Genomic DNA, 21,935 nt, shown 5'->3' with positions numbered 1-21,935 from the left:
TACCAGGCGTTTACTGAGCAGATACCTTTCTCCTTGCCGGTGGCAGGGGAGCGGTGCGATCCGGTCGTTTCTGCCTGCCCCGGGGTACCGCCGTACGTCCCTCGGCCTGTTTTCGGCCATTTACGCCCATTTCTGATGGACTGCCGGAAGGAAGCGTCTTGAACGCTCGGAACCGCCGTACCACGGTAGCCGCCGTATCCGCCGCAGGGCTCATAGCGCCGCTGCTGCTGATCGGCTCGGGCACCGCCTCCGCTCACAGCGACCCTGCGAAGGAGGCTGTCCAGCTCGCGAAGAAGCTCGTCAAGAAGAGCAACGCCGAGGATGCCTACGAGCATCTGAAGAAGTTCCAGCGGATCGCCGACAAGAACGGGAACACCCGGGTGGCCGGGTCGGAGGGGCACCGGCAGTCGGCCGAATACGTCGAGGGCCTGTTGCGGAAGGCCGGGTACTCGGTGACCCGGAACGAGTTCGACTACCCGTTCGCCGAGACGCTGGCGCAGAGCCTGCGGGTGGTGTCGCCGCAGCAGCAGGATGTCCCGGTGATCGCCATGACGTACTCGGCCAGCAGCCCGGTCGGCGGTATCACCGCCCCGGTCGCGGTGGTGCCGGTCGACGACACCACCGGCTGCGAGCCGGGGGACTACGCCTCCGGGACGTTCACCGGCAAGATCGCACTGATCAAGCGCGGCGGCTGCACCTTCGCGGAGAAGCAGGTGGCCGCCGCCGGTGCGGGCGCGGTCGGCGCGATCATCTACAACAACACCGAGGGCGCGCTCAACGGCACCCTGGGCGACCCGTCCGCCGCCAGGATCCCGGCCGGCGGCGTCACCCAGGCGGACGGCGAGGCGCTCGCGGCGAAGGCCGCCGCCGGCGCGGTGACCGTCAGCCTGGAGATCCGTACCTTCGCGGAGACGCGGCACACCTACAACGTGATCGCCGAGACCAGGACCGGCAGCGCCGACAACGTGGTGATGTTCGGCGCCCACCTGGACTCGGTGGCGGCCGGACCGGGCATCAACGACAACGGCTCCGGCTCCGCCGGCATCCTCGACGTGGCCCTGAACCTCGCCCACGAGAAGGTCAAGAACAAGGTACGTTTCGCCTGGTGGTCGGCCGAGGAGTTCGGCCTGCTGGGCTCGGAGGCGTACGTCGACGGCCTCTCGGCGGCGGACCGTGCGAAGGTCAAGCTGTACCTGAACTTCGACATGATCGCCTCGCCGAACTACGCCCAGTTCGTCTACGACGGCGACGACTCCGACCAGGTCGGTGCCGGCCCCGGCCCGGAGGGCTCGGCGCAGCTCGAGCGGCAGATCACCGACTACCTGGACAGCAGGCGCATCCCGCACGAGGGCACCGACTTCACCGGCCGCTCCGACTACGGGCCGTTCATCGAGGTCGGCATCCCCTCCGGCGGCACGTTCACCGGCGCGGAGGGCATCAAGACGGGCGGGCAGGCAAAGGTGTACGGCGGTAAGGCCGGAGTCGCGTACGACGCCTGCTACCACGCGGCCTGCGACAACCTGAAGAACATCAACATGAAGGCGTTCGACGTCAACATCGACGTCATCGCCAACGCGGTGGGCCAGTACGCCTGGGACACCAGCATCCTGAGCAAGCCGGTGACGCCGCAGAACACCAAGGGTTCGGCGGGCAGCGGGGGCGGCCTGCACGATGGCCACGACCACGAGGTCACCGAGTAACTCCCGCTCCGCACAAGGGGAGGGCCGGACTGCCCGGCCCTCCCCCCACTTCCGCGGCGACACGCACGCGGCAGGGCGGGGGACCGCCTCCTGGGCCGGCTGATCACTGGCGTATGCTCCGCTTGCTCGTACGCATGACACCATCCAGGGGGGAACGTGAGCGGTACGCCTGGCAACGGGGGAGGCGTGCGGCGCCTTCTGTCCTGCCTCGGAGCCGTCGTGGTCGTCCTCGCGGCACTGGCCGGAGGTGCCGTCTGGCTGCTCCGTGACGAACTGTTCCACCCCTTCGGCGATGCTCGGGCATGCGCGGGAAGCGACGCGAAGTTGCCCGGCGTGATCAGCGCCGGCGGCGCCCCGATCCCCGCCGGTGCCTCCGACATCCACTACCTCACCCGGAACGGCAGAGCCGAAGTCGCCTTCGTGAGCGGCCGGATACCGGACTACCTCAACCGCGCGGGCATCCTCCCGGAGGACAAACCGCTGTTCGACACAGAGTACGGCGAGAAAGTCGACGACGGCATCGCACGCCCCGACGACCTGTGCGGCACACCCCTGCGGGAGCCGCTCTGGCTCTACCACTCCACAACCGACGACGGTGCCGACGTCAGCGTCCTGGTCGAGCGCTCACCCACGGTCAACGATGCCTTCCGCTTTCCGGCCCGCGCCGTGGTCACCTACACCTTCCCCTGACCCGCGCGCACTTTGCCGTGTGGGGCGAGCGGCTGTACGCCTTCCCCTGCCGAATGGAAGCGTCAGGTGAAGGCGCCGGCGACGGCGGGGCCGATGCGGACGGCGGTCATGAGCGACGCCCTGTCCTGTGTGCGCACGGGCCGCTGGGGTCAGGGCCTCCAGGCGCCGATGCGGTCCAGGCGGCGCAACTGCTGGCGCGCGGTGGGCACGTCCAGGCCCCGGCCACGCTCGGTGAGGTGGCCCGCGACGGCGGTGCGGTGCTCGACGGGCTTGTGGTCGTCGTACTTGAACTTGGCCCGCACCTCGGTGACCTCGAGGCGCAGCCCGCGGATGCCGGGCAGCATCCGCCCGTACGGCGGCTGGTCGACGTCGATGGGAGCGTGGTCGCCGTCGGGCTGGAAGTGGGCCATCTGGCGGCGCAGCAGGTCGGCCTTGGCCTCGGGGTCGTCGACGATGTGGGCGCGGCAGGTGAACTGGACGGCCGCGTAGTAGCTGGTGGGGACGCCGTCGGTGGGAGGGATGCCGGGCTTGGCGCGCCAGGGGCCGGGGACGAAGGCGTAGTCGCCGATGACGGTGAAGGTGACGTTCGGGTCGTGCTCGATGGCCTTCCAGACCGGGTTGGGCCGGGCGAGGTGGACCAGCAACTGGCCGTCGTCGGTGGTGAAGTGGGTGGGGACGACGACGGGCGCCTGGCCGGGCAGGCCGTTGACGCCGAGCTGGCCGAAGTCGTGGCCGTCGGCGATCCAGGTCTGCCATTCGGTGTCGTCCAGGGAGGCGTCCCAGGGCTGGATGAACATGTGGTTCTCCTGAGGGGGAAGGCAGTTGGTCAGGTGAGGGCGAGGAGGCCGACCGCGACGGCGGCGGTGCCCAGGCCGACGAGCTGGCCGCGGTGGATGCGTTCGGCTAGCACGCCGCGGGCGAGCAGGACCGTGCCGGCCGGATACAGGGCGGTGATCACCGCGACGACGGTGAGGTCGCCGCTGCGGGCGGCGAGCAGGAAGAGCAGGTTCGCGAGCGAGTCCAGTACGCCCGCGGTCGCGGAGATCGCGTAGGCGGGCCTCTCCGGGCCCAGTCGGCGGCGCATCACCGCGGCCGCGGCCAGGGTGACGGCCGAGGAGACCGCTCTGCCGATGATCAGTGGGGCCACGCCGCTGTCGGAGGGCGCCTGGTGCAGGAAGACGAGCTGAAGGGCGATGGCGGCGCCCGCCCCGAAGGCCAGCAGCAGAGCCGTCCGCGACGGACGCGACGAGCGTGCCCCGTGCCCGGCACTCACCATGACCACGGCCACCAGCGCCAGCGGCAGACCCACGATGCCCGCCACACCAAGGCGCTCGCCCTGGAGCAGCCCGACGGCGACCGGCAGTGCGGTGGACACCAGCGCCGTGAGCGGCGAGAGCACGTTCATCGGGCCGATCGCGAGGGTCTTGTACAGCAGGGCGAACGCGGCGGCCGACGCGACCCCGGAGGCCGCGCCCCACCCGACGCCTGCCCAGGTGAACGAGGCGCCCAGGACGGGCCACAGCAGCAGTTCGACGGCGAGACTGGCCGGGGCCGCGACCAGCACGGTGCGCAGCACATGCGCCTTGCGGGCGCCGAGGCCACCGAGGAAATCGGCGCATCCGTAGGCGAGAGAGCTGCCCAGGGCCAGCAGCAGAGCGAACACGGTACTTCCCTAACTTTCACATTGGAACGACCCGACCGTACAATGAAACGACCGCCTTCTGTCAACCAAATGACCGGACGGTCCATTGAAGTGCTCCACTCGTCAGGACGGTGATCAGGTGCCCGAGGCCGAAGCAGCCCTGCGCACGCTCGCGCACAACGTCAGAGCCGCACGCACCCGTGCGGGCCTTTCGCTGGACGAGCTGGGCCGCCGGGCCAAGGTCAGCAAGGGTGCCCTGGTCGGGCTGGAGAAGGCCCAGGGCAACCCGAACTTCGCCACCCTGGTCCGCCTCGCCGACACCCTCGGCATCTCGGTGTCCGCGCTGATGGAGGGACCGGCCGAAGGCAGCGTCCGCGTGGTGTCCGCCGACGCCGTCATGCCCCTGTGGGCGGGGGAGCGGGGCGGCGAGGCCCGGCTCATGCTGACCACCTCCGGACCGGCTCCGGTCGAGGTCTGGCGCTGGAAACTGGAGCCCGGCGAGGAGTACCCCAGCCACCCCCACCAGCCGGGCGTCGTGGAAACCGTCAGTGTCACGTCCGGCCGGATGACACTGGTCGTCGACGGCACCGAGCACACCGTCGAAGCCGGACAGACCGCCACCTTCGACGGCGACACCACCCACACCTACCGCGGCTCGGGCACCGGCACCTGCCACCTGATCATGACCGTTCACATCCCGCCAGGACCCGGCTCCCCGAGCTGAGGGGCCGCGGCCCCGGCCGGGGGGTACCTGAGGGTACGACCGTTCGTCGCACGAGGAACGCCGCTTACCGCACACGGTCGACCGGATGGTGTTCAGCAAGGCACGGGATTCGTACCGTCCGGGATCATGAGTGCTCCTGTCGCTCCCCCGGGATGGAGCCGCTGGCTGATTCCGCCCGCCGCTCTGTCGGTCCACCTGTCCATCGGCCAGGCCTACGCCTGGAGCGTGTTCAAACCGCCCCTGGAGTCAGCGCTCCATCTGGACGGCACACAAAGCGCGTTGCCGTTCCAGCTGGCGATCGTGATGCTCGGTCTGTCCGCCGCGTTCGGCGGCACGCTCGTGGAACGCAACGGACCGCGCTGGGCGATGACCGTCGCCCTGGTCTGCTTCTCCTCCGGTTTCCTGCTCGCCGCGCTGGGGGCACAGACCGAGCAGTACTGGCTGATCGTCCTCGGCTACGGGTTCGTCGGCGGCATCGGGCTGGGCATCGGCTACATCTCGCCCGTCTCCACCCTGATCAAGTGGTTCCCGGACCGGCCCGGCATGGCCACCGGCATCGCCATCATGGGCTTCGGCGGCGGTGCGCTGATCGCCTCGCCCTGGTCGGCGCAGATGCTGGACTCCTTCGGCGCCGGCCACTCGGGGATCGCCCTCGCCTTCCTCGTGCACGGACTGTCGTACGCCGTCTTCATGTCCCTGGGCGTCCTGTTGGTGCGGGTGCCGCGGGCCGGGAAGCCCGTCGAGAGCGGGCCGAGTGCCTCCGCCGGCGCTCAGGTCTCCGCCCGCAGTGCCGTGCGCACCCCGCAGTTCTGGTGCCTGTGGCTCGTGCTCTGCATGAACGTGACCGCCGGCATCGGCATCCTGGAGAAGGCCGCCCCGATGATCACGGACTTCTTCGCGGACACCTCCACCCCGGTGTCGGCCTTCGCGGCCGCCGGCTTCGTCGCTCTGCTGTCGGCGGCCAACATGGCGGGCCGTATCGGCTGGTCCTCGACCTCGGACCTGATCGGACGCAAGAACATCTACCGCGTCTACCTGGGCGTCGGCGCGCTCATGTATCTGCTCATCGCGTCGTTCGGCGACTCGTCCAAGCCGCTGTTCGTCCTGTGCGCGCTCGTGATCCTCTCCTTCTACGGTGGCGGATTCGCGACGATCCCCGCCTATCTGAAGGACCTGTTCGGGACCCACGAGGTCGGCGCGATCCACGGCCGGCTGCTCACCGCCTGGTCGACCGCCGGTGTCCTCGGCCCGCTGATCGTGAACTGGATAGCCGACCGTCAGGAGGAGGCCGGCAAGCACGGGGCGTCCCTCTACGGCCTCTCCTTCGTGATCATGATCGGGCTGCTCGTCGTCGGGTTCGTCGCCAACGAGTTCGTCCGGCCCGTCGACCCCCGCCACCACATTCCCGCACCGAAGGAGGCCGCCGATGGCCGACACGAGCAGCGCGCCTGACCGGCGTGCGCTGATCCTCCTCTCCTGGCTGTGGGTGGGCGCCCCCCTGTGCTACGGCCTCTACGAACTCGTCCTGAAGGCCAAGCAGCTCTTCACCGGGTGAGGCGGCAGGCACCCTGGTGCTGGAGGGAACGGCGCGGCGGCCCGGACGCCGGCCGTCGCGGCAGCCACATGGAGTATGTGAGTGAAGTGTGCTCCCGGCGGCCGTGTGAACGGCCCGGCCGGCGTATCGACCGGCCGGGCAGCCGCGCAGCGTGCCAACCGAGCGCCCTGCAACCGGCGCGGTAGCCACAATGACTCCTTCCGCAGGACGACCACGGTCCTGCCGGTGGGCAATCCTGTGGCGCGTGACAGCTGATCTCCACAGAGGTGGCGACGCCCTTCCGGCCACCTCGCCGGCGCCCCCCGCCGATCACGCGCCCCGGCCGCGCCGTTCACGGCTGCGGCGGTGGTCGCGGCGCGTCGTGCTGGGCTCTGCCGTCGTGCTGATGGCCGTCACAGCGGCCTCGTTCGCCTACAACGGCTTCACCGCCAGGCGCGTCGCGCCTCCAACGGGCATGCTGGCCGAAGGCGTACCGGGTCTGCCTGCCGGCAGGTTGGCGCGGCTCGCCGGCCTCGACCTGCCCAAGGCGGTGGTGTTCGGGGCACAGGACGACGTGTTCACGCCGCAGACGCCGTACCAGACCGCCCGAAGTATCGGCGCACCCGCTCCGACGCTCATACCGGGCGCCCGGCACCTGACGATGATCTCCAGTCCGGAGGTGGTCGCGGAGGCCGTGGACAAGCTCATGGACGCACATGCGATCTCGATGCCCGGCGGCGGCAACGAGTCGCAGCGTAGCCCGCGCATTTCGCCGACCTGCGGCGGGCCGTCTCCGGTATCAGCGAGCGCATGCTCTCCGACCGGCTGTCCGAACTCGGCGCCGCGGGACTCGTGGTGCGTGAGGTCGAAGAGGGGCCGCCGTTGCGCGTCTCGTACCGGCTGACGGAAGCCGGGGCCGCGCTGGAGCCCGCCCTGCTGGAGCTCGGGAAGTGGGCCGAGGAGCATCTGCCCGAAGGGCGGCCGAGTGCGACAGGCTGCGACAGCTGACCGTTCGGTTATTGTCGAAGGATGCCGCGACCAGCCAATCCACTCGTCCGTGAACGCCTCCTTGCTGCGGGGCTCGAGCTCATCCACACGAACGGCTTCAACGGGTGCGGCATCAAGGAGATCACCGACAGCGCCGGTGTTCCGAAGGGGTCGTTCTACAGCTACTTCGCCAGCAAGGAAGACTTCGCGGTCGCGGTACTCGAGCACTACTGGGCGTCCATCGACCGGGACTTCGGCTTCCATCTGCGAGACGCGTCCCGGCCTCCCGGGGACGCGTCACCGCGTTCTTCCTGGCCATGACGGACCACAACGCGCAGCGCGACTTCGCGCTGGGCTGCCTCGTCGGCAACATGTCTCTCGAACTGGCCGACCACAGCGCGGAGGTCAGGGAGAAGCTGGACCACATCATGGACCGGTGGACCGGCTTGATCGCCGCGTGCCTCCGAGAGGCCCAGGCCGGCGGTGACCTCCCCGGTGACGCGCCCCCGGAGGAACTCGCGTTCGTCATCGTCGAGGCGTGGGAGGGGGCTGTCATGCAAGGGCGCATCGTGCAGGGACGCGACGCGTACGACAGGTTCGCGACTGTGGCCTTGCCGCGTCTCCTCGGGGTGCCGGCTCCTTCGATGAAGTAACCCACGGCAGAACCTTGGTCCCGAAGACTCAGCAGGTGCTCAGCTCAGACACGACTCGGTCTCGGCCTGCTGAACCGCAGGGCAGCGCACGGCGTGACGTACGAGCGTGTGGCCATGCGCTTCGAGTCGAGTTCGCGTGTACCGCCCTTGCCGGGGAGTGACTGCCGGCCTGAGAAGCCTGCAGACTCGCGAGGCGACGGGTTCGCGGGTGGCTGCATAAGTCTGATCGTGCTGCTCATCGAGGTCCCGGTCGCCCTTCTGCTGGGGTTGACGTTGGTCATCCGTGGATGGGGCCGTGCAGACGAACAAACCGGGGCACCCACGATGGACTGGGTGCCGGTCCTCTGGCTCGGCGGATTCACACTGGGCGTGCTCGTGATCGCCGTGGTCTTCCTGTACTCGGCGCATCCGTTCGCAGGATCGGTCCAACTGCTCATAGCGGCCATTGTGCTGATCTTCACGCTGGCTGCTTGGCACGTGGAGTATGAGCGTGCCCATCCATCTCCGCTACCGGCGTGCCCAACAAGGGCCGGGACGCCGTGCGTTTCATCGAACCTCGTGACCGACCGGTAAGGCCCGCAGCGGGGCCCCGAAGCACAAGGCAGACAGGCAATACCGGAACGAGCCGGCCGCATCGATGTCCCGGCACCGTGGCCGACTCGCTCACCAGCTCACCCGTGGAGCAGCTCCTGCTCGTACTCCTGAAGAGCCGAGAGCGTCGACTGCCAGGAATCCCTTGCCCCGTGTTCGTCGGTGAAGAGGCAGCAGCTCTGCCCATCCTCTCCTTCGTCGCTGATGGCCCACCATCCGTTCGTGACGTCCCAGAGCGAGCGTACGGAGTCGTCTCTCAGGCTGAAGGTGTGGTGTGTCAGGCTTGCCCACACCCCCCAGCCCTCGGGACCGCAGCTTCGCCGGTGATCACGGCGCCACGTCTCGACCTCGCGCGCCTGGTGTTCCCGCGCCTGGGCGAGTTGCTTGCTGATCTCATCCGGCACCGGAGTCTGCGAAGACCGCGCCAACTCCCGTGCCTGCCTTGCCGCGGCAGTCGGGCGACGCGCATGAGCGGCGACAGCCATCTCGACCGAGTGGCAGCCCGCCGACCGCAGTTCGCGGGCCCGGTCGGCCGAGATCCCTGCCGCGGCGAGCGCTGCCGCCTCCGAAGCCCGCCAGCTCTGACGAGGATCGGCGTTCTGGAGCAACGCGTGCGCTGTGTTCGGCGTCCGCAGATTCCAGCCGTCCCGGAGCCACTCCTCGGGGGAGCGCACGGTCAGGTGGGCGGCGTCGGCGGCGTCCTCGACATGCAGGACGGGGAGCAGCCGCCGCAGGGCCGCCGGAGTCCATGAGGTGGACCTGAGCGCTCGTGCCACGTCCTGACCGGCGCCGACGCTTGCGTAGGCGGTGAGGGAGTACCCGTACTCCTCCACCATGCGGTCGACCAGGTCGGCGCGCTCGCGGGTGAGGGAGAGGGCGTACTCGGTGCCCCGGCCGCCGTATCCGAAACGACGAACGATCAGGGTTGACCGCTGATCGTCCATGAAGACCTCAGCGGCACTGGAGAGGCCCGGGTAGTCGGTCGCCACATGCTCGTATCCCCGGGAGTTCTCCCATCCCGGTTCGGGGGGAAAGGCGTCATCGGGCGCGGGGGGAATGTCACTGTGATACCGGGTGCCGAGGAGGACGAACGCCTGCCGGCGCAGCGTGTCCGCGGGGTCGCTGTCGCCGGAGCGGACGATGCTGCCGGAGTCCGCGGGCAGCGAGTCGAGCGACGTACGGGGGATGTCCTCGATGAGGAGGAGGGTGGACGGCGTCCACGTGATGCGGCGGCCCTCGGCGGTTTCTTCGACGGAGAGTTCGCCGGTGTGCAGAGCGCAGCCGTGCAGTTGGGGTGCCCGCCAGCCGGGTTGAGCGCTCGCCAGGAGTTCCCCCGTGGGCAGGCTGAGCGTCAGGGCGGACGGCCGGTGAAGGTGGTCAGGGCTGAGAAGGATGTCCAGGTGCTCGACAGGTCGGCGGCCGTCACGGCCCAGCCGTGCGACGGTCGCTTCGAATCCCGGATCGGCGTGATCGGCGAAGCCCGCTTCTGCCTCCGCCAAGCTCCCCGAGTACGGGCTCGGGGCGTGGACGCTGAATTGAGACAGACTCCAGGTGGGCTGCCAGTGGAACCCCGTGCGTAAGGGGCGGTGGTTCTTCCATGTTGGGCCTGCGGCGGCGCCGGACTGCGCCGGGGCGTGCTCCGAGGCACTGGCAGGAACCGGTTGGTGCATCGTCAATTCCTTCTTGGACCGCGCGGCGGACAGCGCGTTGAGTTTACTTGCCGGACTTACCGATTGAGCGGTCGGGCCGGGTCGTGGCCGGGCAGGTCAGGGCATGAGCAGGGCTTTGATGGCGCGGCGTTCGTCCATCGCCTTGTAGCCCTCGGCCACTCGGACAGGGGCAGCTTCAGGTCGAAGACCTTGCCCGGGTCGATCCGGCCGGTGAGGACGCGGTCGATCAGGTCGGGCAGGTACGCGCGCACCGGGGCGGGGCCGCCGCGCACGCCGACCTGGGAGTAGAAGAGCTGCGCGCCGTCGAGGAAGACGCCGTGGGGTACGCCGACGAAGCCGACGTTGCCGCCGGGCCGGGTGGAGTTGAGGGCCTGCTGCATCGACTGCTCGTTGCCCACGCACTCCAGCACGCGGTCGGCGCCGATCCCGCCGGTCATCTCCTTGATCCGGGCCACGCCCTCCCCACCTCGGCGGCCTTGGCCGCGTACCAGCCGGTGCCCATCACGTCGGAATACGGGTGCTCAGGCTGTTTCCGTCCCGGGGTTCCCGAGTGCTCCAAGGATGCGCTCAGCGGCCAGCGTGGGCGTCAACTCGCCGTCTCTGACCCGCTGTTCGAGGGAAGGCGCGAGAGCCCGTACCGCCGGGTCGGCGTGCAGACGGCTGAGGAGTTCGTCGCGGACCATGTTCCAGGTCCAGTCGACCTGCTGTTCACGGCGCTTGGCGGCGAGACGTCCGGTCGAGTCCAGCAGGGTGCGGTGCTTCTCGAGGCGCTCCCAGACCACGTCCAGGCCGCTCGACTCCCGGGCGCTGCAGCTCAGCACGGGCGGGGTCCAGACCGCGTCCTTGCCGTGCATCAGCCGCAGCGCGCCCGCCAACTCCCGTGCGGCGGCGCGGGCGTCGCGTTCGTGCGGGCCGTCCGCCTTGTTGACGGCGATCACGTCGGCCAGTTCCAGGACGCCCTTCTTGATGCCCTGCAACTGGTCGCCGGTGCGGGCCAGGGTGAGCAGCAGAAAGGAGTCGACCATGTTCGCGACCGCTGTCTCCGACTGGCCGACGCCGACCGTCTCCACCAGGATCACGTCGTAGCCGGCCGCCTCCATCACCACGATCGACTCCCGGGTCGCCTTCGCGACCCCGCCCAGCGTGCCCGCGCTGGGGGAGGGGCGCACGAAGGCCGCCGGGTCCACGGCCAGCCGCTCCATGCGTGTCTTGTCGCCGAGGATGGAGCCGCCCGTTCGGCTGGAGGACGGGTCCACGGCGAGCACGGCCACCCGGTGCCCGAGCGAGGTCAGCATGGTGCCGAACGCGTCGATGAACGTCGACTTGCCCACACCGGGCACCCCGCTGACGCCGATCCGCCGGGCCCGGCCGCTGTGCGGAAGCAGCTCGGTCAGCAGTTCCTGGGCCAGCACCCGGTGCTGGGGGCGGGTGGACTCGACGAGTGTGATGGCCCGCGCGACGATGGCGCGCTTCCCGTCGAGAACGCCCTTCACATAGGTGTCGAGGTTGATGGCCATGGTCCTCAGAGGTCGTGCCCGAGGTCGGCCGACAACCGTTTCACCAGGTCGTACGCGGCGTCCGGGATCACCGTCCCGGGCGGGAAGACGGCCGTCGCGCCCATCTCCAGCAGCGTGGGCACGTCCTGCGGCGGAATCACCCCGCCGACCACGATCACGATGTCCTCGCGCCCTTCCTCGGCGAGCTGCTCCCGCAGCGCCGGTACGAGTGTGAGATGACCGGCGGCCAGCGAGGAGACGCCGACGATGTGCACGTCCGCCTCGACGGCCTGGCGGGCCACCTCGGCCGGGGTCTGGAACAGCGGACCGACGTCCACGTCGAAGCCGAGGTCGGCGAAGGCGGTGGCGATCACCTTCTGGCCGCGGTCGTGGCCGTCCTGGCCCATCTTGGCGACCAGGATGCGCGGACGGCGGCCCTCGGCCTCCTCGAAGGAGGACACCAGGGTGCGCGTGCGGTCCACGGACGGGGACTCGCCGGCTTCGTTGCGGTACACACCGGAGATCGTACGGATCTGCCCCGAGTGCCGGCCGTACACCTTCTCCAGGGCGTCGGAGATCTCTCCGACGGTCGCCTTGGCACGGGCCGCGTGCACGGCCAGCTCCAGCAGGTTGCCGTCGCCCGCGGCGGCCCGCGTGAGCGCGTCCAGCGCCCCCTGGCACGCGGCCTCGTCGCGCTCCTCGCGCAGCCGCCGCAGCTTGGCGATCTGCTGGGCGCGTACGGAGGAGTTGTCGACCTTGAGGACCTCGATCTGCTCGTCGCTGTCGACGCGGTACTTGTTGACGCCGATGACCGGCTGGCGCCCGGAGTCGATCCGGGCCTGGGTGCGGGCCGCGGCCTCCTCGACACGCAGCTTCGGGATGCCCGCGTCGATGGCCTGCGCCATGCCGCCGGCCTGCTCGACCTCCTGGATGTGCTGCCAGGACCGGCGGGCGAGATCGTAGGTCAGCTTCTCCACGTAGGCGCTGCCGCCCCACGGGTCGATGACCCGGGTCGTGCCGGACTCCTGCTGGATCAGCAACTGGGTGTTGCGGGCGATGCGGGCCGAGAAGTCGGTGGGCAGGGCGAGGGCCTCGTCGAGGGCGTTGGTGTGCAGCGACTGGGTGTGGCCCTGGGTCGCCGCCATCGCCTCCACACAGGTGCGCATGACGTTGTTGAAGACGTCCTGCGCGGTCAGCGACCAGCCCGAGGTCTGCGAATGGGTGCGCAGCGACAGGGACTTGGCGTTCTGCGGGTCGAACTGCTTGACCAGCTTGGCCCACAGCAGCCGCGCCGCCCGCAGCTTGGCGATCTCCATGAAGAAGTTCATGCCGATCGCCCAGAAGAACGACAGCCGCGGCGCGAACGCGTCCACGTCCAGACCCGCGTCCCGGCCGGCCCGGATGTACTCCACACCGTCGGCGAGGGTGTACGCCAGCTCCAGGTCGGCCGTGGCGCCCGCTTCCTGTATGTGGTAGCCGGAGATGGAGATGGAGTTGTAGCGGGGCATCCGCTGCGAGGTGTAAGCGAAGATGTCGGAGATGATCCGCATCGACGGCTTCGGCGGATAGATGTAGGTGTTGCGGACCATGAACTCCTTGAGGATGTCGTTCTGAATGGTCCCGGCCAGCTTCTCGGGCGGCACGCCCTGTTCCTCAGCCGCCACGATGTACAGGGCGAGGATGGGCAGCACGGCGCCGTTCATGGTCATCGACACCGTCATCCTGTCCAGCGGGATGCCGTCGAAGAGCTGACGCATGTCGTAGATGGAGTCGATGGCGACGCCCGCCATGCCGACGTCGCCGGTCACCCGCGGGTGGTCGCTGTCGTAGCCGCGGTGCGTGGGCAGGTCGAAGGCGACCGACAGGCCCTTCTGGCCGGCTGCCAGGTTGCGCCGGTAGAAGGCGTTGGACTCCTCGGCGGTGGAGAAGCCCGCGTACTGGCGGATCGTCCACGGCTGGTTCACGTACATCGTCGGGTACGGGCCACGCAGGTACGGCGCGACGCCCGGATAGGTGCCCAGGAAGTCCAGGCCCTCCAGGTCGCGGCCGGTGTAGAGCGGCTTGACCGGGATGCCCTCGGGGGTCCTCCAGAGCAGGTCGTCCCCGCCGGACGCCTTCTTGAGCGCCGTGTGCCACTCGCCGTCACCGCCGTCGCGGGCCGGGGTCCCCAACTCGATCCTGGAGAAGTCCGGGATTCCCATCACGACACTCCCATACGGTCGAGGGTGGAGGACAGCACGGCCACGGCATCGCAGCCGGCGAAGACGTAGGCGTCGACACCGGGGTACTGCCCGGGGCGCCCGGCGAGGAACACGTGCGACGCGCCCGACGACTTCAGCTCCGCCGCCACCAGCGGCGCCTGCTCCTCGTACAGGGCGTCGCTGGAGCACAGGCAGACCTCAGTGGCTCCGCTGTCCGCGAAGGTGCCTTCGGTGACCGGTTCGATGCCGCCGGCCTGGAACAGGTTCGAGGCGAAGGTGAGCCGTGCGGTGTGGGCGGAGGCCGGGCCGATCGCGGCGAGGAAGATCCGGGGCCGGGAGCCGGTCGCGGCGAGGTGGGCGTCGGAACGGGCCCTCAGCGCCTCGTACGCCTCGTCGCGGCGTACACGCGGCAGCCCACCTGCCGGGGGCTCGGGTGCGCTCTCGCGGACGACCGGCTTCTCCGCGAGGTGCGGGAACTCACTGACGCCGGTGATGGGTTCGCGGCGCCTGGCCAGCTTGTCGGTGCGCGCCTGCCAGGTGGCGGCCAGCTCCTGCCCGAGGTCTCCCGAACGCAGGGCGGCCGCCTGCCCGCCGGCCCGCTCGACGGACCGGAAGTGCTCCCAGCCCGCGTGCGCGAGCTCGTCGGTGAGCCGCTCCACGTACCAGGAACCACCCGCCGGGTCGATCACCCGGGCCAGATGCGACTCCTCGACGAGGATCGTCGAAGTGTTGCGGGCGATGCGCCGCGCGAACGCGTCCGGCATGCCGAGCGCGTGGTCGAAGGGCAGGACGGTGACCGAGTCGGCCCCGCCGACCCCGGCGGCCAGCGTGGCGATCGTCGTGCGCAGCATGTTCACCCACGGGTCGCGGCGCGTCAGCATCACCGACGAGGTCACCACGTGCTGGAGCTGTGCGCCCGCGCGCGGAGCTCCGCAGACCTCGGTCACCCTCGCCCACAGGCGGCGCGCGGCCCGCAGCTTGGCGATCGTCAGGAACTGGTCGGCGGTCGCCGCGTACCGGAACTCGATCTGCGCACAAGCCTGTTCGACGCTCAGCCCGGCATCCGTCAGCTCCCGCAGGTACGCCACCGCGGTGGCCAGCGAGCAGCCCAGCTCCTGGGCGGCCGAGCCACCGGCCTCGTGGTACGGCAGCGCGTCCACGGTCAGCGCCCGCAGTCCGGGGTACTGCTCCGCACACAGCCGCGCCAGATCGGCCGCGGCCGCGAAGTCGGACCGCTGCCCGGTACGCGCCTCGTGGCCGAGCGGATCCGCGCCCAGATTGCCGCGCGCCGCGTCCTTGGCGACGCCACGCTCCTCGTAGAGCCGCAGCAACGCCCGTGCGGCGGACTCGACGTCTGGCCCCCCGTCCAGGACGACGGGTGCCAGGTCGAGATAGACGCCGTCGAGGACCCCGCCGAGCGCCGGCACGGGGATGCCGCCCTCCCCGAGGGTCAGCCAGAGGGAGGTGACGCCGTTCTCCAGGTCCGCGAGCACCGCGCCGCCGTCGGCCGCCGTGTGCCGCTGCCGGACGTCCCAGCCGCCGACCGTGTTCCCCTCGGCCCGCCCGCCGCGGACGAAAGGCGCGAACCCTGGGAAGCCGGGCTCGGGAGCGGCGTCGCGCGCGGTGTAGAGAGGCCGGGTGCGCAACCCGTCCTCCAGCTGCGTGGACAGGGCTTGCTCGGCTTCTGAGCCCTCGACGTCCTTGCCCGACTTGCGCAGGACACCCGCCACAAGGCGCTGCCACTGCTCGTGGGGGACATCAGGGAACTCGCCGGCCAGTTCAAGGCCGTCGTCGGACAGGACCGTCATGCTCGGATGCTAGGTCACCAAGACTAGGGAGATGCACAGAACACGGCTGTGATCTTGCCCTCGCCGGCCATGTGACCCCGGCCTCCCCGTCGTCTTCCTGAAACCCTGAGTGGATCTCCTGTCACGGCGGCACGCGCGCGTCGGCGAGGGCCGGATGCCGCGGGGCGAGGAAGACGACGACGCCCTCTCCGCCGGGGGAGTCGCCCACAAGTCGGACTTCATACACATCGAGACGCTTCCCCGCGACACCCGGGCGGACCACACCGACGCATGGTCCACCAGGGTCGGCGCCGAGCGCGCCCGGCGGGATGCGCCGAGTTGGGCGTGACGTCCGCCCAGGAACCCCGCCCCGCCGGTCACGGACCGCTTCTGCCCTCACAGTTCGCGCCGACGCAGCACTGGCCGCCGGAAACCCGCCGCCCGCCGTCGGCGTAGCCGTCTGCGCGGGTGGGGCAGGAGAAAAGTTCCTGGTCGTCCCCGCGGCGCAGCCACCAGACTGACCTCATGGACACTGAGCCTGTCATCGATGCGGGGACCCTCACGCAGCGGATCGATCACCTCTGCACGCGCGTCCACCTCGGACTGCGCGAGGGTCGACTCGCCCCGCGGGATGTGGTCGAGTTGGCCTGCGAACTGCTGGACTGGGGTTACTCCTGGGAGGCTGTGCGCGAGGTCGTGGAACGCGACCCCGCACAGGTGCCCGCATCGGAAATGGCCGACCTCGCCCGGCGGATCCTCGAGAAGACCGGCTTCGATCCCGGCTTCGACCTGGCGCCTGAGCGACTCGCGGTCCTGCGGCAGGCACTCCGCGTCGTCGCACGCGACCTGCCCACCGCCGGTATCCACGGCGAGCCGCGGCTGGTGCTCCTGGAGGATTTCACACCCGTGTCCGCCGGGATCAACCTCAGTGGCCGGTGACTCCGCAGTGGCCGGCCGCCGCTCACGCGGCAGCCGCCCTGTTTGGCTTTGTCGGTCAGTGCTGGGGGTGCGGACGGGCGTGGAACAGGGGCCGCCGCTGGGTGGCCGTGCCCGCGGCGAGATGGCCGATCTCGATGCGTGTCCTGATGGCGCGGATCACCTCGGTCAGGCCCAGAACTATGGCCATGACGCCCACGACCAGGGTCAGCGTCGCGATCGTGGCGAACGGCATGATGATCATCACGACACCCGCCAGCGATCCGATGATGCCGAAGGCCACGTGCCAGCCGCGCGCCGGCATCTCCGGAGCGGAGGCCGCCGCAGCCGTCTCAGTGGTGCCGCGCAGCAGCCAGCTGAAGCCGATCCACAGGGCGAGCAGCAGAATCGACTGCAGGGTACCCCTGAAGGAGATCAGCCCCAGCAGAATGGCGACCGCACCGGTGATGAAATGCAGTACGCGAAGATGCCGGGGCACATGCGTGCCGAAGGCGCCGGCCAGCTGGAAGACACCGGTGACCAGCAAGTAGATGCCGAAGAGCACGCCGGCGACCCGCAGCGTCGCGCCCGGCCAGACCAAGGCGACGACGCCCAGGGCGATGGTGGCAAGGCCCATGGTGAGCATGATCTGCCAGCCCATGTTCGCCAGGGCCGTCATGCCTTCGGCCAGGGGACTCTCTTGTGGCTCGGTGCCGCGCGGGGGAACGGGGCCCGGGCCCGGGGAATCGGAAGGAGATGTGGCACCGGAAGGAGATGTCATGACACCTACCTCCTCTTGGAGCAGCGTGGTGACGTCATTACACGTCCATCGTCACCCGTTCGGCCTCATGTTGCTCAGTGGAGACGGCAGGGGTTCGTGGCGCATGTGGTACGCCTCGTTCGAGCCGGCTGACCCTGCTCACCGGCACGGCGACGCTCCGTCGCCGCACTGGCCCTCTTCCCCGCCTCCGACAGAGCCAGGTCGATCACAACACGGAATGCCCAGGGCCCAAGGGCGCAGGGCGAGCGTCGGGACGTTGTCCGTGCTGCGCTGGAACCATGCCTCAAGGACCGGCAGCGCCACTCGCGCCGATCCCGCCCGCGCCGGGGCCGGGCCCGATCGGGATCCGCCCCCTGTTCGCGCTGCGTGACGCGAGGAGGCGGTGGCCGTTCGCGGCACGCGCGGGGTTGTGCATGGGTGTGCCGGTAGTGATCGGCTGGGCCGCCGGCGACACCGCGGCCGGTCTCATGGCGACGATCGGTGGCTTCACCGCGTTGTACGGCAGCGCCCTGCCCTACCTCCGTCGCGCAGGCAGGCTCGCGCTCATAGCGGTGGCCCTGGCGTTCGCGGTCGGGATGGGCATATGGGCTGCGGCTGTCGTGTGGGTCGGTGTGCTCGTGGTCGCCCTCATCGCGATGGTGGCGACCCTGCTGTGCAACGCCCTGGCCGTCGGTCCACCCGGGGCCTACATGGTCGCCCTCGCCTGTGCCGCCGGCACCGCGATGCACGCGGAACACCTGGGCCCGTTGCACACCGGCCTGCTGGTGCTGGGGGGCGGTGGCTTCGCCTGGCTGGTCCACATGTCCGGCGCTCTGCTGCGGCCGCGGGGTCCGGAGAAGTCCGCGGTCGCGGCCGCCGGTGATGCGGTGGCGCGGTTCGCCGAGGCGGTGGGCACACCCCGGCAGGACACCGCCCGGCACTGGACCGCCCTGGCGATGCACGAGTCATGGGCGGCGCTGGTCAGCTACCAGCCGATCCGCACCACCCCCGACAGCACGTTGTACAGGCTGCGCCGGCTCAACCGCGAACTGCATCTGATCTTCGCCGACGCCATGCGGGCCGCAGCCCGCGACGCACCCCTGGACCACGCCGTATCCGACCACGCACGACGACTCGCCGCTCAGGCCCAGCACCCTTCCCCGGTTGATGCCGCGGCCTGTGAGGAGGAACTCCCGCACGGCGGTCCCGGGCCGGTCGGTCTGGTGCGGCAGGCGGTCACGGCCGGGTCGGAACAGCTCCTCGTCACCCTGCGGGTCGGCGCCGCGGCCCTGGTGGCCGGAATGATCGGTGCCGCCCTGAGCCTGGACCACGCCTACTGGGCCATCGCAGCCTCGGTGCTGATGCTGCACCAGGGCTTCGACTGGGTCCGCACCATGCAGCGCGGCCTGGAGCGTCTGGTCGGCACCTGGGTCGGGCTGATCCTCGCGCTGGGGGTGCTCACCGCGCATCCCACCGGACTGTGGCTTGCGCTGACCGTCGTGCTGCTGCAGTTCTCCATCGAGATGATCGTGGTGCGCAACTACGCCCTGGCCGTCGTCTTCATCACCACCGTCGCGCTGACCATCGTGAGCGGCGGACAGCGTGTTTCCGGACTCGGTGGGCTGCTGCTCGCCCGCGGCGTCGACACCGCGATCGGCTGCGCCGTGGCACTCGCGGTGTACCTGGTGACGATGCGGGCCGGGGCGGCGGCACGCATCCCGGCGGCGATCAATCGCACGCTGGAAGCAGTCGGCGCCGTATCGGACCATCTGGCCGACGGCGCGGTCACCACCCCGGGTGCCTGGGCGGCCCGACGCGATCTGCAGATGCGGGCCATCGGCGTACTCCAGGCCTACGACGCGAGCGTCAACTCCTCGGTCGTCCGGCGCAGTGACGCTGAGCTGATGTGGCCCACGGTGGTCGCCACCCAACGGCTGGCCTACCGGGTACTCGCCGCCTGCTGGGCGCTGGAGCAGGCCGGCGGCGGCAGTGAGGCGGCACGCGGGGTTTCCCGCCCGCTGTTCAGTGCCCACGGCGACGATCAGCTGCACCGAGCGCTCGCGGCCCTTGCCGGCGCGATCCGTACGGGGACCGCCCCGGCACCGCTCGCAGAGGTGCCGTCCTTCCTGTCCACGGAGCTGTCGACCTTGCACGAGTCCTTGGTCCAGACGGCCCCGGACAGCTGACCCGCTGCACCGCGGGCAGGCGCGCCGCCCTGGCTGTGCGCGAGTGAGTGACCGAAGTTCGACCACCAGCTGGTGCGCGCCGGGAGGCGGGCGTTGGTGGTCGCGGCCCGGCGCCAGGAGTCCGGGGGTCGGTAAGGACCGGCCCGGGAGGCGGGGGCGGCCTTGCCGTTCAGCCTTGCGCCGTGCCCTTCACGTATGCCTCATAGCCCTCGTCCTCCAGCCGGTCGGCGAGTTCGGGGCCGCCGGAGTCGGCGATGCGGCCGTCGGCGAAGACGTGGACGTGGTCGGGCTGGACGTAGCGCAGGATGCGCGTGTAGTGCGTGATCAGCAGGGTGGCCACCTGTCCCGTGGCGCGGACGCGGTTGACGCCCTCGGCGACGACGCGCAGCGCGTCGACGTCGAGGCCGGAGTCGGTCTCGTCCAAGATCGCGATCTTCGGCTTGAGCAGCTCGAGCTGGAGGATCTCGTGGCGTTTCTTCTCCCCTCCGGAGAAGCCCTCGTTGACGTTGCGCTCGGCGAAGGCGGGATCGATCTGGAGGCGTTCCATCGCCTCGCGCACCTCCTTGAGCCAGGTGCGCAGCCTGGGGGCCTCGCCGCGGACAGCGGTGGCGGCGCTGCGCAGGAAGTTGGTCATGGATACGCCGGGAACCTCGACGGGGTACTGCATGGCCAGGAAAATTCCGGCCCGCGCCCGTTCGTCGACCTTCATCGCGAGCACGTCCTCGCCGTCCAGGGTGACGCTGCCGGAGGTGACCAGGTATTTCGGGTGGCCGGCGAGCGCGTAGGCGAGGGTGGTCTTGCCGGAGCCGTTGGGGCCCATGATGGCGTGGGTCTCGCCCTGGCGTACGGCCAGGTCGACCCCATGAAGGATCTCGCGCGGCCCGGCGTCGGTGTGCACCGAACAGTGCAGGTCGCGGATGTCGAGGGTGGCCATGTGCACCTCACCTGCCTCACCGTGTTCACCGAAGGGAACGGCACGGGCACCACACAGCCCGCTCCTCCAGCGTGACGCAGCCGAGCCTGTCCGGTACAGCGCGGATGGCCGGCGCCCGGGACGAAACCCCGGGCGGCCACGGGGCGGGTTCCCCGCTTCCGCGGTCCGTGCGGACCTGGCTTGCGGGGACCGTGGCGGACGACGAGGATCCGGGCGAATCGACGCAAGGGCGGGCAGGCTTCTGGTGTGCCCGGCGAGCGCGCACGAGTCGCCCCGCAGGGTCGCGAGCGGTCAGGGCCCAGCTCAGCGCGTCGGGAAGCCGAACGAGTGGCCCTGCTCCTTGAGTTCGGACAGGATCCGGCGCAGGGCGTCGACGGTCTGGGAGCGGTCGCCGCCGGCGTCGTGGAAGAGGAGCGTCGGCCCGTTGGGCAGCTCCCGCCGGACGGTGGCGACGATGGCGTCCGCGCCCGGCCGCTCGAAGTCCTTGGTGTCCACGTTCCAGCCCAGCGGGCGCATGCCCCGGGATGCGGCCAACTCGCGGCTGTAGGGGGTGAAGGCCCCGCCGGGCGCCCGGTAGTACATCGGCCGTACGCCCCCGGACGCCTCCGTGATCATGCGTTCGGCGTCGAGGATCTGCTGTGACTGGTAGGCCTGGGACCTGGTGTCCATGGTGGTGTCGTGCGACACCGTGTGGTCGCACAGCCGGTGCCCGGCCGCGACCACCTTCTTCACGAGGTCCGGGTGGGCCTGTGCCTGCGTCCCCACCATGCAGAACGTGGCCTTCACCCCGTACTCCCGCAGCACGTCGAGCACCTGGGGGGTCCACACGGGATCGGGTCCGTCGTCGATGGTGATGTTGACGCCGCTCGACCCCTTGTCCGAGGCGTGCGCGATGGTCGCCGCGACCCGCTTGACGCCACTGCCCGGCGTGGCCGACGCGGCGGCCCGGGGCGACGGGCCGCGCACGGCATCGGCCTGTGCGGTCCACAGCGAGGCACCGGCGGCCAGCGCCGTCACCCCGAGCGCCGCCCCGGCCACCTTGCCGTACCAGCCATGCCCGCTGCCGTGCCGTGCCATGTCCGCCCCGCTTTCCCGCAGTTCCCCGACGATCCCCGGTCGCCTTCCGACCACATGGCAGGACGAGGAACGGTGGCCACGGGATGCGTCCGTTACCGATCACGGACAATTCCGGGGGAGTTCACGGACAACTCGGCGAACAGGGGCCGGATCCGGGCCGCGCTCCCGGCAGGGCGTCGATGACGAGCACGCCTCAGGCGCCACGCGGCCGTCCATGCCCTGCCGGCCCGGGGCTGCGCGATTCGCGGGATCACCCGGCCCGGCTGGGCGAGCGGACCGCGGTGCACGGGCCGTTGAGGAGCGGGGCGCGAGGCCACGTGGCCAGGGCGCGCACGATGGCCGGCACGTGCCGCGGGACGTGCGGCCGACGGGACGGTGGTACACGGGC

At 70.4% G+C, this 21,935-nt stretch carries 20 protein-coding genes and 2 pseudogenes; 12 read left to right on the top strand and 10 right to left on the bottom strand.

Annotated elements, in window-relative coordinates; translation table 11 throughout:
* The first annotated feature begins 158 nt into the window (after positions 1-158).
* Both ACIOWN_RS14860 and ACIOWN_RS14855 read left to right on the top strand, forming a co-directional pair.
* Complete coding sequence (locus ACIOWN_RS14860; protein WP_362351894.1) at positions 159-1,700, top strand: M28 family metallopeptidase; 1,542 nt, start codon at positions 159-161, stop codon at positions 1,698-1,700.
* A gap of 186 nt (positions 1,701-1,886) precedes the next feature.
* Entirely contained in the window at positions 1,887-2,390 is a 504-nt protein-coding gene (locus ACIOWN_RS14855; protein ID WP_401982400.1) for a hypothetical protein, read from the top strand.
* 149 nt (positions 2,391-2,539) lie between these two features.
* On the opposite strand, the gene ACIOWN_RS14850 is transcribed toward ACIOWN_RS14855, so the two are convergent.
* The gene (locus ACIOWN_RS14850; RefSeq protein ID WP_362351900.1) at positions 2,540-3,187 is read right to left on the bottom strand and encodes an FMN-binding negative transcriptional regulator; all 648 of its coding nucleotides are present in this window, start codon (positions 3,185-3,187) and stop codon (positions 2,540-2,542) included.
* 29 nt (positions 3,188-3,216) lie between these two features.
* Positions 3,217-4,053, bottom strand: coding sequence for an EamA family transporter (locus ACIOWN_RS14845; RefSeq protein WP_362351903.1), 837 nt, complete (start codon positions 4,051-4,053; stop codon positions 3,217-3,219).
* A 118-nt stretch (positions 4,054-4,171) separates the two neighbouring features.
* Here ACIOWN_RS14845 and ACIOWN_RS14840 point away from each other — a divergent pair, with 118 nt between their 5' ends.
* The 7 genes and pseudogenes from ACIOWN_RS14840 to ACIOWN_RS14810 all read left to right on the top strand — a co-directional run bounded on the left by ACIOWN_RS14840 (position 4,172) and on the right by ACIOWN_RS14810 (position 8,503).
* Entirely contained in the window at positions 4,172-4,756 is a 585-nt protein-coding gene (locus ACIOWN_RS14840; protein WP_362351906.1) for an XRE family transcriptional regulator, read from the top strand.
* 126 nt (positions 4,757-4,882) lie between these two features.
* The gene (locus tag ACIOWN_RS14835; RefSeq protein WP_362351908.1) at positions 4,883-6,208 is read left to right on the top strand and encodes an OFA family MFS transporter; all 1,326 of its coding nucleotides are present in this window, start codon (positions 4,883-4,885) and stop codon (positions 6,206-6,208) included.
* Positions 6,183-6,311 (top strand): hypothetical protein, encoded by a 129-nt coding sequence (locus ACIOWN_RS14830; RefSeq protein WP_362351911.1) that lies wholly within the window; start codon positions 6,183-6,185, stop codon positions 6,309-6,311. The genes ACIOWN_RS14835 and ACIOWN_RS14830 overlap by 26 nt, the downstream gene beginning before the upstream one ends.
* A gap of 738 nt (positions 6,312-7,049) precedes the next feature.
* A pseudogene (locus tag ACIOWN_RS14825) lies at positions 7,050-7,298 on the top strand (winged helix-turn-helix transcriptional regulator); the annotation flags it as partial.
* Positions 7,299-7,319: 21 nt separating this feature from the next.
* Positions 7,320-7,598, top strand: coding sequence for a TetR/AcrR family transcriptional regulator (locus ACIOWN_RS14820; RefSeq protein ID WP_362351913.1), 279 nt, complete (start codon positions 7,320-7,322; stop codon positions 7,596-7,598).
* Positions 7,595-7,930 carry a TetR family transcriptional regulator C-terminal domain-containing protein gene (locus tag ACIOWN_RS14815; RefSeq protein WP_362351916.1) on the top strand — a complete coding sequence of 112 codons (336 nt, stop codon included), beginning with the start codon at positions 7,595-7,597 and terminating at the stop codon, positions 7,928-7,930. The genes ACIOWN_RS14820 and ACIOWN_RS14815 overlap by 4 nt, the downstream gene beginning before the upstream one ends.
* Before the next feature lie 228 nt (positions 7,931-8,158).
* The gene (locus ACIOWN_RS14810) at positions 8,159-8,503 is read left to right on the top strand and encodes a DUF6234 family protein (protein ID WP_401982397.1); all 345 of its coding nucleotides are present in this window, start codon (positions 8,159-8,161) and stop codon (positions 8,501-8,503) included.
* 98 nt (positions 8,504-8,601) lie between these two features.
* On the opposite strand, the gene ACIOWN_RS14805 is transcribed toward ACIOWN_RS14810, so the two are convergent.
* The 5 genes and pseudogenes from ACIOWN_RS14805 to ACIOWN_RS14785 form a co-directional block, all read right to left on the bottom strand.
* Positions 8,602-10,020 (bottom strand): hypothetical protein, encoded by a 1,419-nt coding sequence (locus tag ACIOWN_RS14805; RefSeq protein ID WP_362351921.1) that lies wholly within the window; start codon positions 10,018-10,020, stop codon positions 8,602-8,604.
* Positions 10,021-10,287: 267 nt separating this feature from the next.
* A pseudogene (locus tag ACIOWN_RS14800) lies at positions 10,288-10,661 on the bottom strand (zinc-binding dehydrogenase); the annotation flags it as partial.
* Between the two features lie 51 nt (positions 10,662-10,712).
* Positions 10,713-11,708 (bottom strand): methylmalonyl Co-A mutase-associated GTPase MeaB, encoded by a 996-nt coding sequence (gene meaB, locus ACIOWN_RS14795; RefSeq protein WP_362351924.1) that lies wholly within the window; start codon positions 11,706-11,708, stop codon positions 10,713-10,715.
* Between the two features lie 5 nt (positions 11,709-11,713).
* Positions 11,714-13,888, bottom strand: coding sequence for a methylmalonyl-CoA mutase (gene scpA / locus ACIOWN_RS14790; protein ID WP_362351927.1), 2,175 nt, complete (start codon positions 13,886-13,888; stop codon positions 11,714-11,716).
* Complete coding sequence (locus ACIOWN_RS14785; protein WP_362351930.1) at positions 13,888-15,696, bottom strand: methylmalonyl-CoA mutase subunit beta; 1,809 nt, start codon at positions 15,694-15,696, stop codon at positions 13,888-13,890. The genes scpA and ACIOWN_RS14785 overlap by 1 nt, the downstream gene beginning before the upstream one ends.
* Positions 15,697-15,805: 109 nt before the next feature.
* Between ACIOWN_RS14785 and ACIOWN_RS14780 the strand changes: the two genes are divergently transcribed.
* Together ACIOWN_RS14780 and ACIOWN_RS14775 are read left to right on the top strand one after the other, a co-directional pair.
* Positions 15,806-16,024 (top strand): hypothetical protein, encoded by a 219-nt coding sequence (locus tag ACIOWN_RS14780; RefSeq protein ID WP_362351933.1) that lies wholly within the window; start codon positions 15,806-15,808, stop codon positions 16,022-16,024.
* Between the two features lie 176 nt (positions 16,025-16,200).
* Positions 16,201-16,614 (top strand): hypothetical protein, encoded by a 414-nt coding sequence (locus tag ACIOWN_RS14775; protein WP_362351936.1) that lies wholly within the window; start codon positions 16,201-16,203, stop codon positions 16,612-16,614.
* A gap of 55 nt (positions 16,615-16,669) precedes the next feature.
* Here ACIOWN_RS14775 and ACIOWN_RS14770 read toward each other — a convergent pair whose 3' ends face one another.
* Positions 16,670-17,371: an HdeD family acid-resistance protein gene (locus tag ACIOWN_RS14770; RefSeq protein ID WP_362351939.1), complete on the bottom strand. Its 702-nt coding sequence runs from the start codon at positions 17,369-17,371 to the stop codon at positions 16,670-16,672.
* 413 nt (positions 17,372-17,784) lie between these two features.
* On the opposite strand from ACIOWN_RS14770, the gene ACIOWN_RS14765 reads away from it, so the two are divergent.
* On the top strand, positions 17,785-19,536 hold the full coding sequence (locus tag ACIOWN_RS14765; protein WP_362351942.1) for an FUSC family protein: 1,752 nt from the start codon (positions 17,785-17,787) through the stop codon (positions 19,534-19,536).
* Between the two features lie 169 nt (positions 19,537-19,705).
* Here ACIOWN_RS14765 and sufC read toward each other — a convergent pair whose 3' ends face one another.
* Both sufC and ACIOWN_RS14755 read right to left on the bottom strand, forming a co-directional pair.
* Entirely contained in the window at positions 19,706-20,470 is a 765-nt protein-coding gene (gene sufC, locus ACIOWN_RS14760; RefSeq protein WP_401982395.1) for a Fe-S cluster assembly ATPase SufC, read from the bottom strand.
* A gap of 303 nt (positions 20,471-20,773) precedes the next feature.
* Positions 20,774-21,547 (bottom strand): polysaccharide deacetylase family protein, encoded by a 774-nt coding sequence (locus tag ACIOWN_RS14755; protein ID WP_362351948.1) that lies wholly within the window; start codon positions 21,545-21,547, stop codon positions 20,774-20,776.
* Positions 21,548-21,935 lie beyond the last annotated feature (388 nt).

The sequence above is a fragment of the Streptomyces sp. NPDC087787 genome (assembly GCF_044743035.1).
In the GTDB taxonomy this organism is placed as follows: domain Bacteria; phylum Actinomycetota; class Actinomycetes; order Streptomycetales; family Streptomycetaceae; genus Streptomyces.
The sequence above is the reverse complement of the archived record's forward strand: the minus strand, read 5'-3'. Positions and strand labels throughout refer to the sequence as shown.

Excerpts from the sequence above, each read along its gene's own strand:
- ACIOWN_RS14850 (WP_362351900.1), bottom strand. The coding sequence starts at position 3,187 with ATGTTCATCCAGCCCTGGGACGCCTCCCTGGACGACACCGAATGGCAG.
- ACIOWN_RS14835 (WP_362351908.1), top strand. The coding sequence starts at position 4,883 with ATGAGTGCTCCTGTCGCTCCCCCGGGATGGAGCCGCTGGCTGATTCCG.
- ACIOWN_RS14830 (WP_362351911.1), top strand. The coding sequence starts at position 6,183 with ATGGCCGACACGAGCAGCGCGCCTGACCGGCGTGCGCTGATCCTCCTC.
- ACIOWN_RS14820 (WP_362351913.1), top strand. The coding sequence starts at position 7,320 with ATGCCGCGACCAGCCAATCCACTCGTCCGTGAACGCCTCCTTGCTGCG.
- ACIOWN_RS14815 (WP_362351916.1), top strand. The coding sequence starts at position 7,595 with ATGACGGACCACAACGCGCAGCGCGACTTCGCGCTGGGCTGCCTCGTC.
- meaB (WP_362351924.1), bottom strand. The coding sequence starts at position 11,708 with ATGGCCATCAACCTCGACACCTATGTGAAGGGCGTTCTCGACGGGAAG.
- scpA (WP_362351927.1), bottom strand. The coding sequence starts at position 13,888 with ATGGGAATCCCGGACTTCTCCAGGATCGAGTTGGGGACCCCGGCCCGC.
- ACIOWN_RS14785 (WP_362351930.1), bottom strand. The coding sequence starts at position 15,696 with ATGACGGTCCTGTCCGACGACGGCCTTGAACTGGCCGGCGAGTTCCCT.
- ACIOWN_RS14775 (WP_362351936.1), top strand. The coding sequence starts at position 16,201 with ATGGACACTGAGCCTGTCATCGATGCGGGGACCCTCACGCAGCGGATC.
- ACIOWN_RS14770 (WP_362351939.1), bottom strand. The coding sequence starts at position 17,371 with ATGACATCTCCTTCCGGTGCCACATCTCCTTCCGATTCCCCGGGCCCG.
- ACIOWN_RS14765 (WP_362351942.1), top strand. The coding sequence starts at position 17,785 with ATGGGTGTGCCGGTAGTGATCGGCTGGGCCGCCGGCGACACCGCGGCC.
- sufC (WP_401982395.1), bottom strand. The coding sequence starts at position 20,470 with ATGGCCACCCTCGACATCCGCGACCTGCACTGTTCGGTGCACACCGAC.
- ACIOWN_RS14755 (WP_362351948.1), bottom strand. The coding sequence starts at position 21,547 with ATGGCACGGCACGGCAGCGGGCATGGCTGGTACGGCAAGGTGGCCGGG.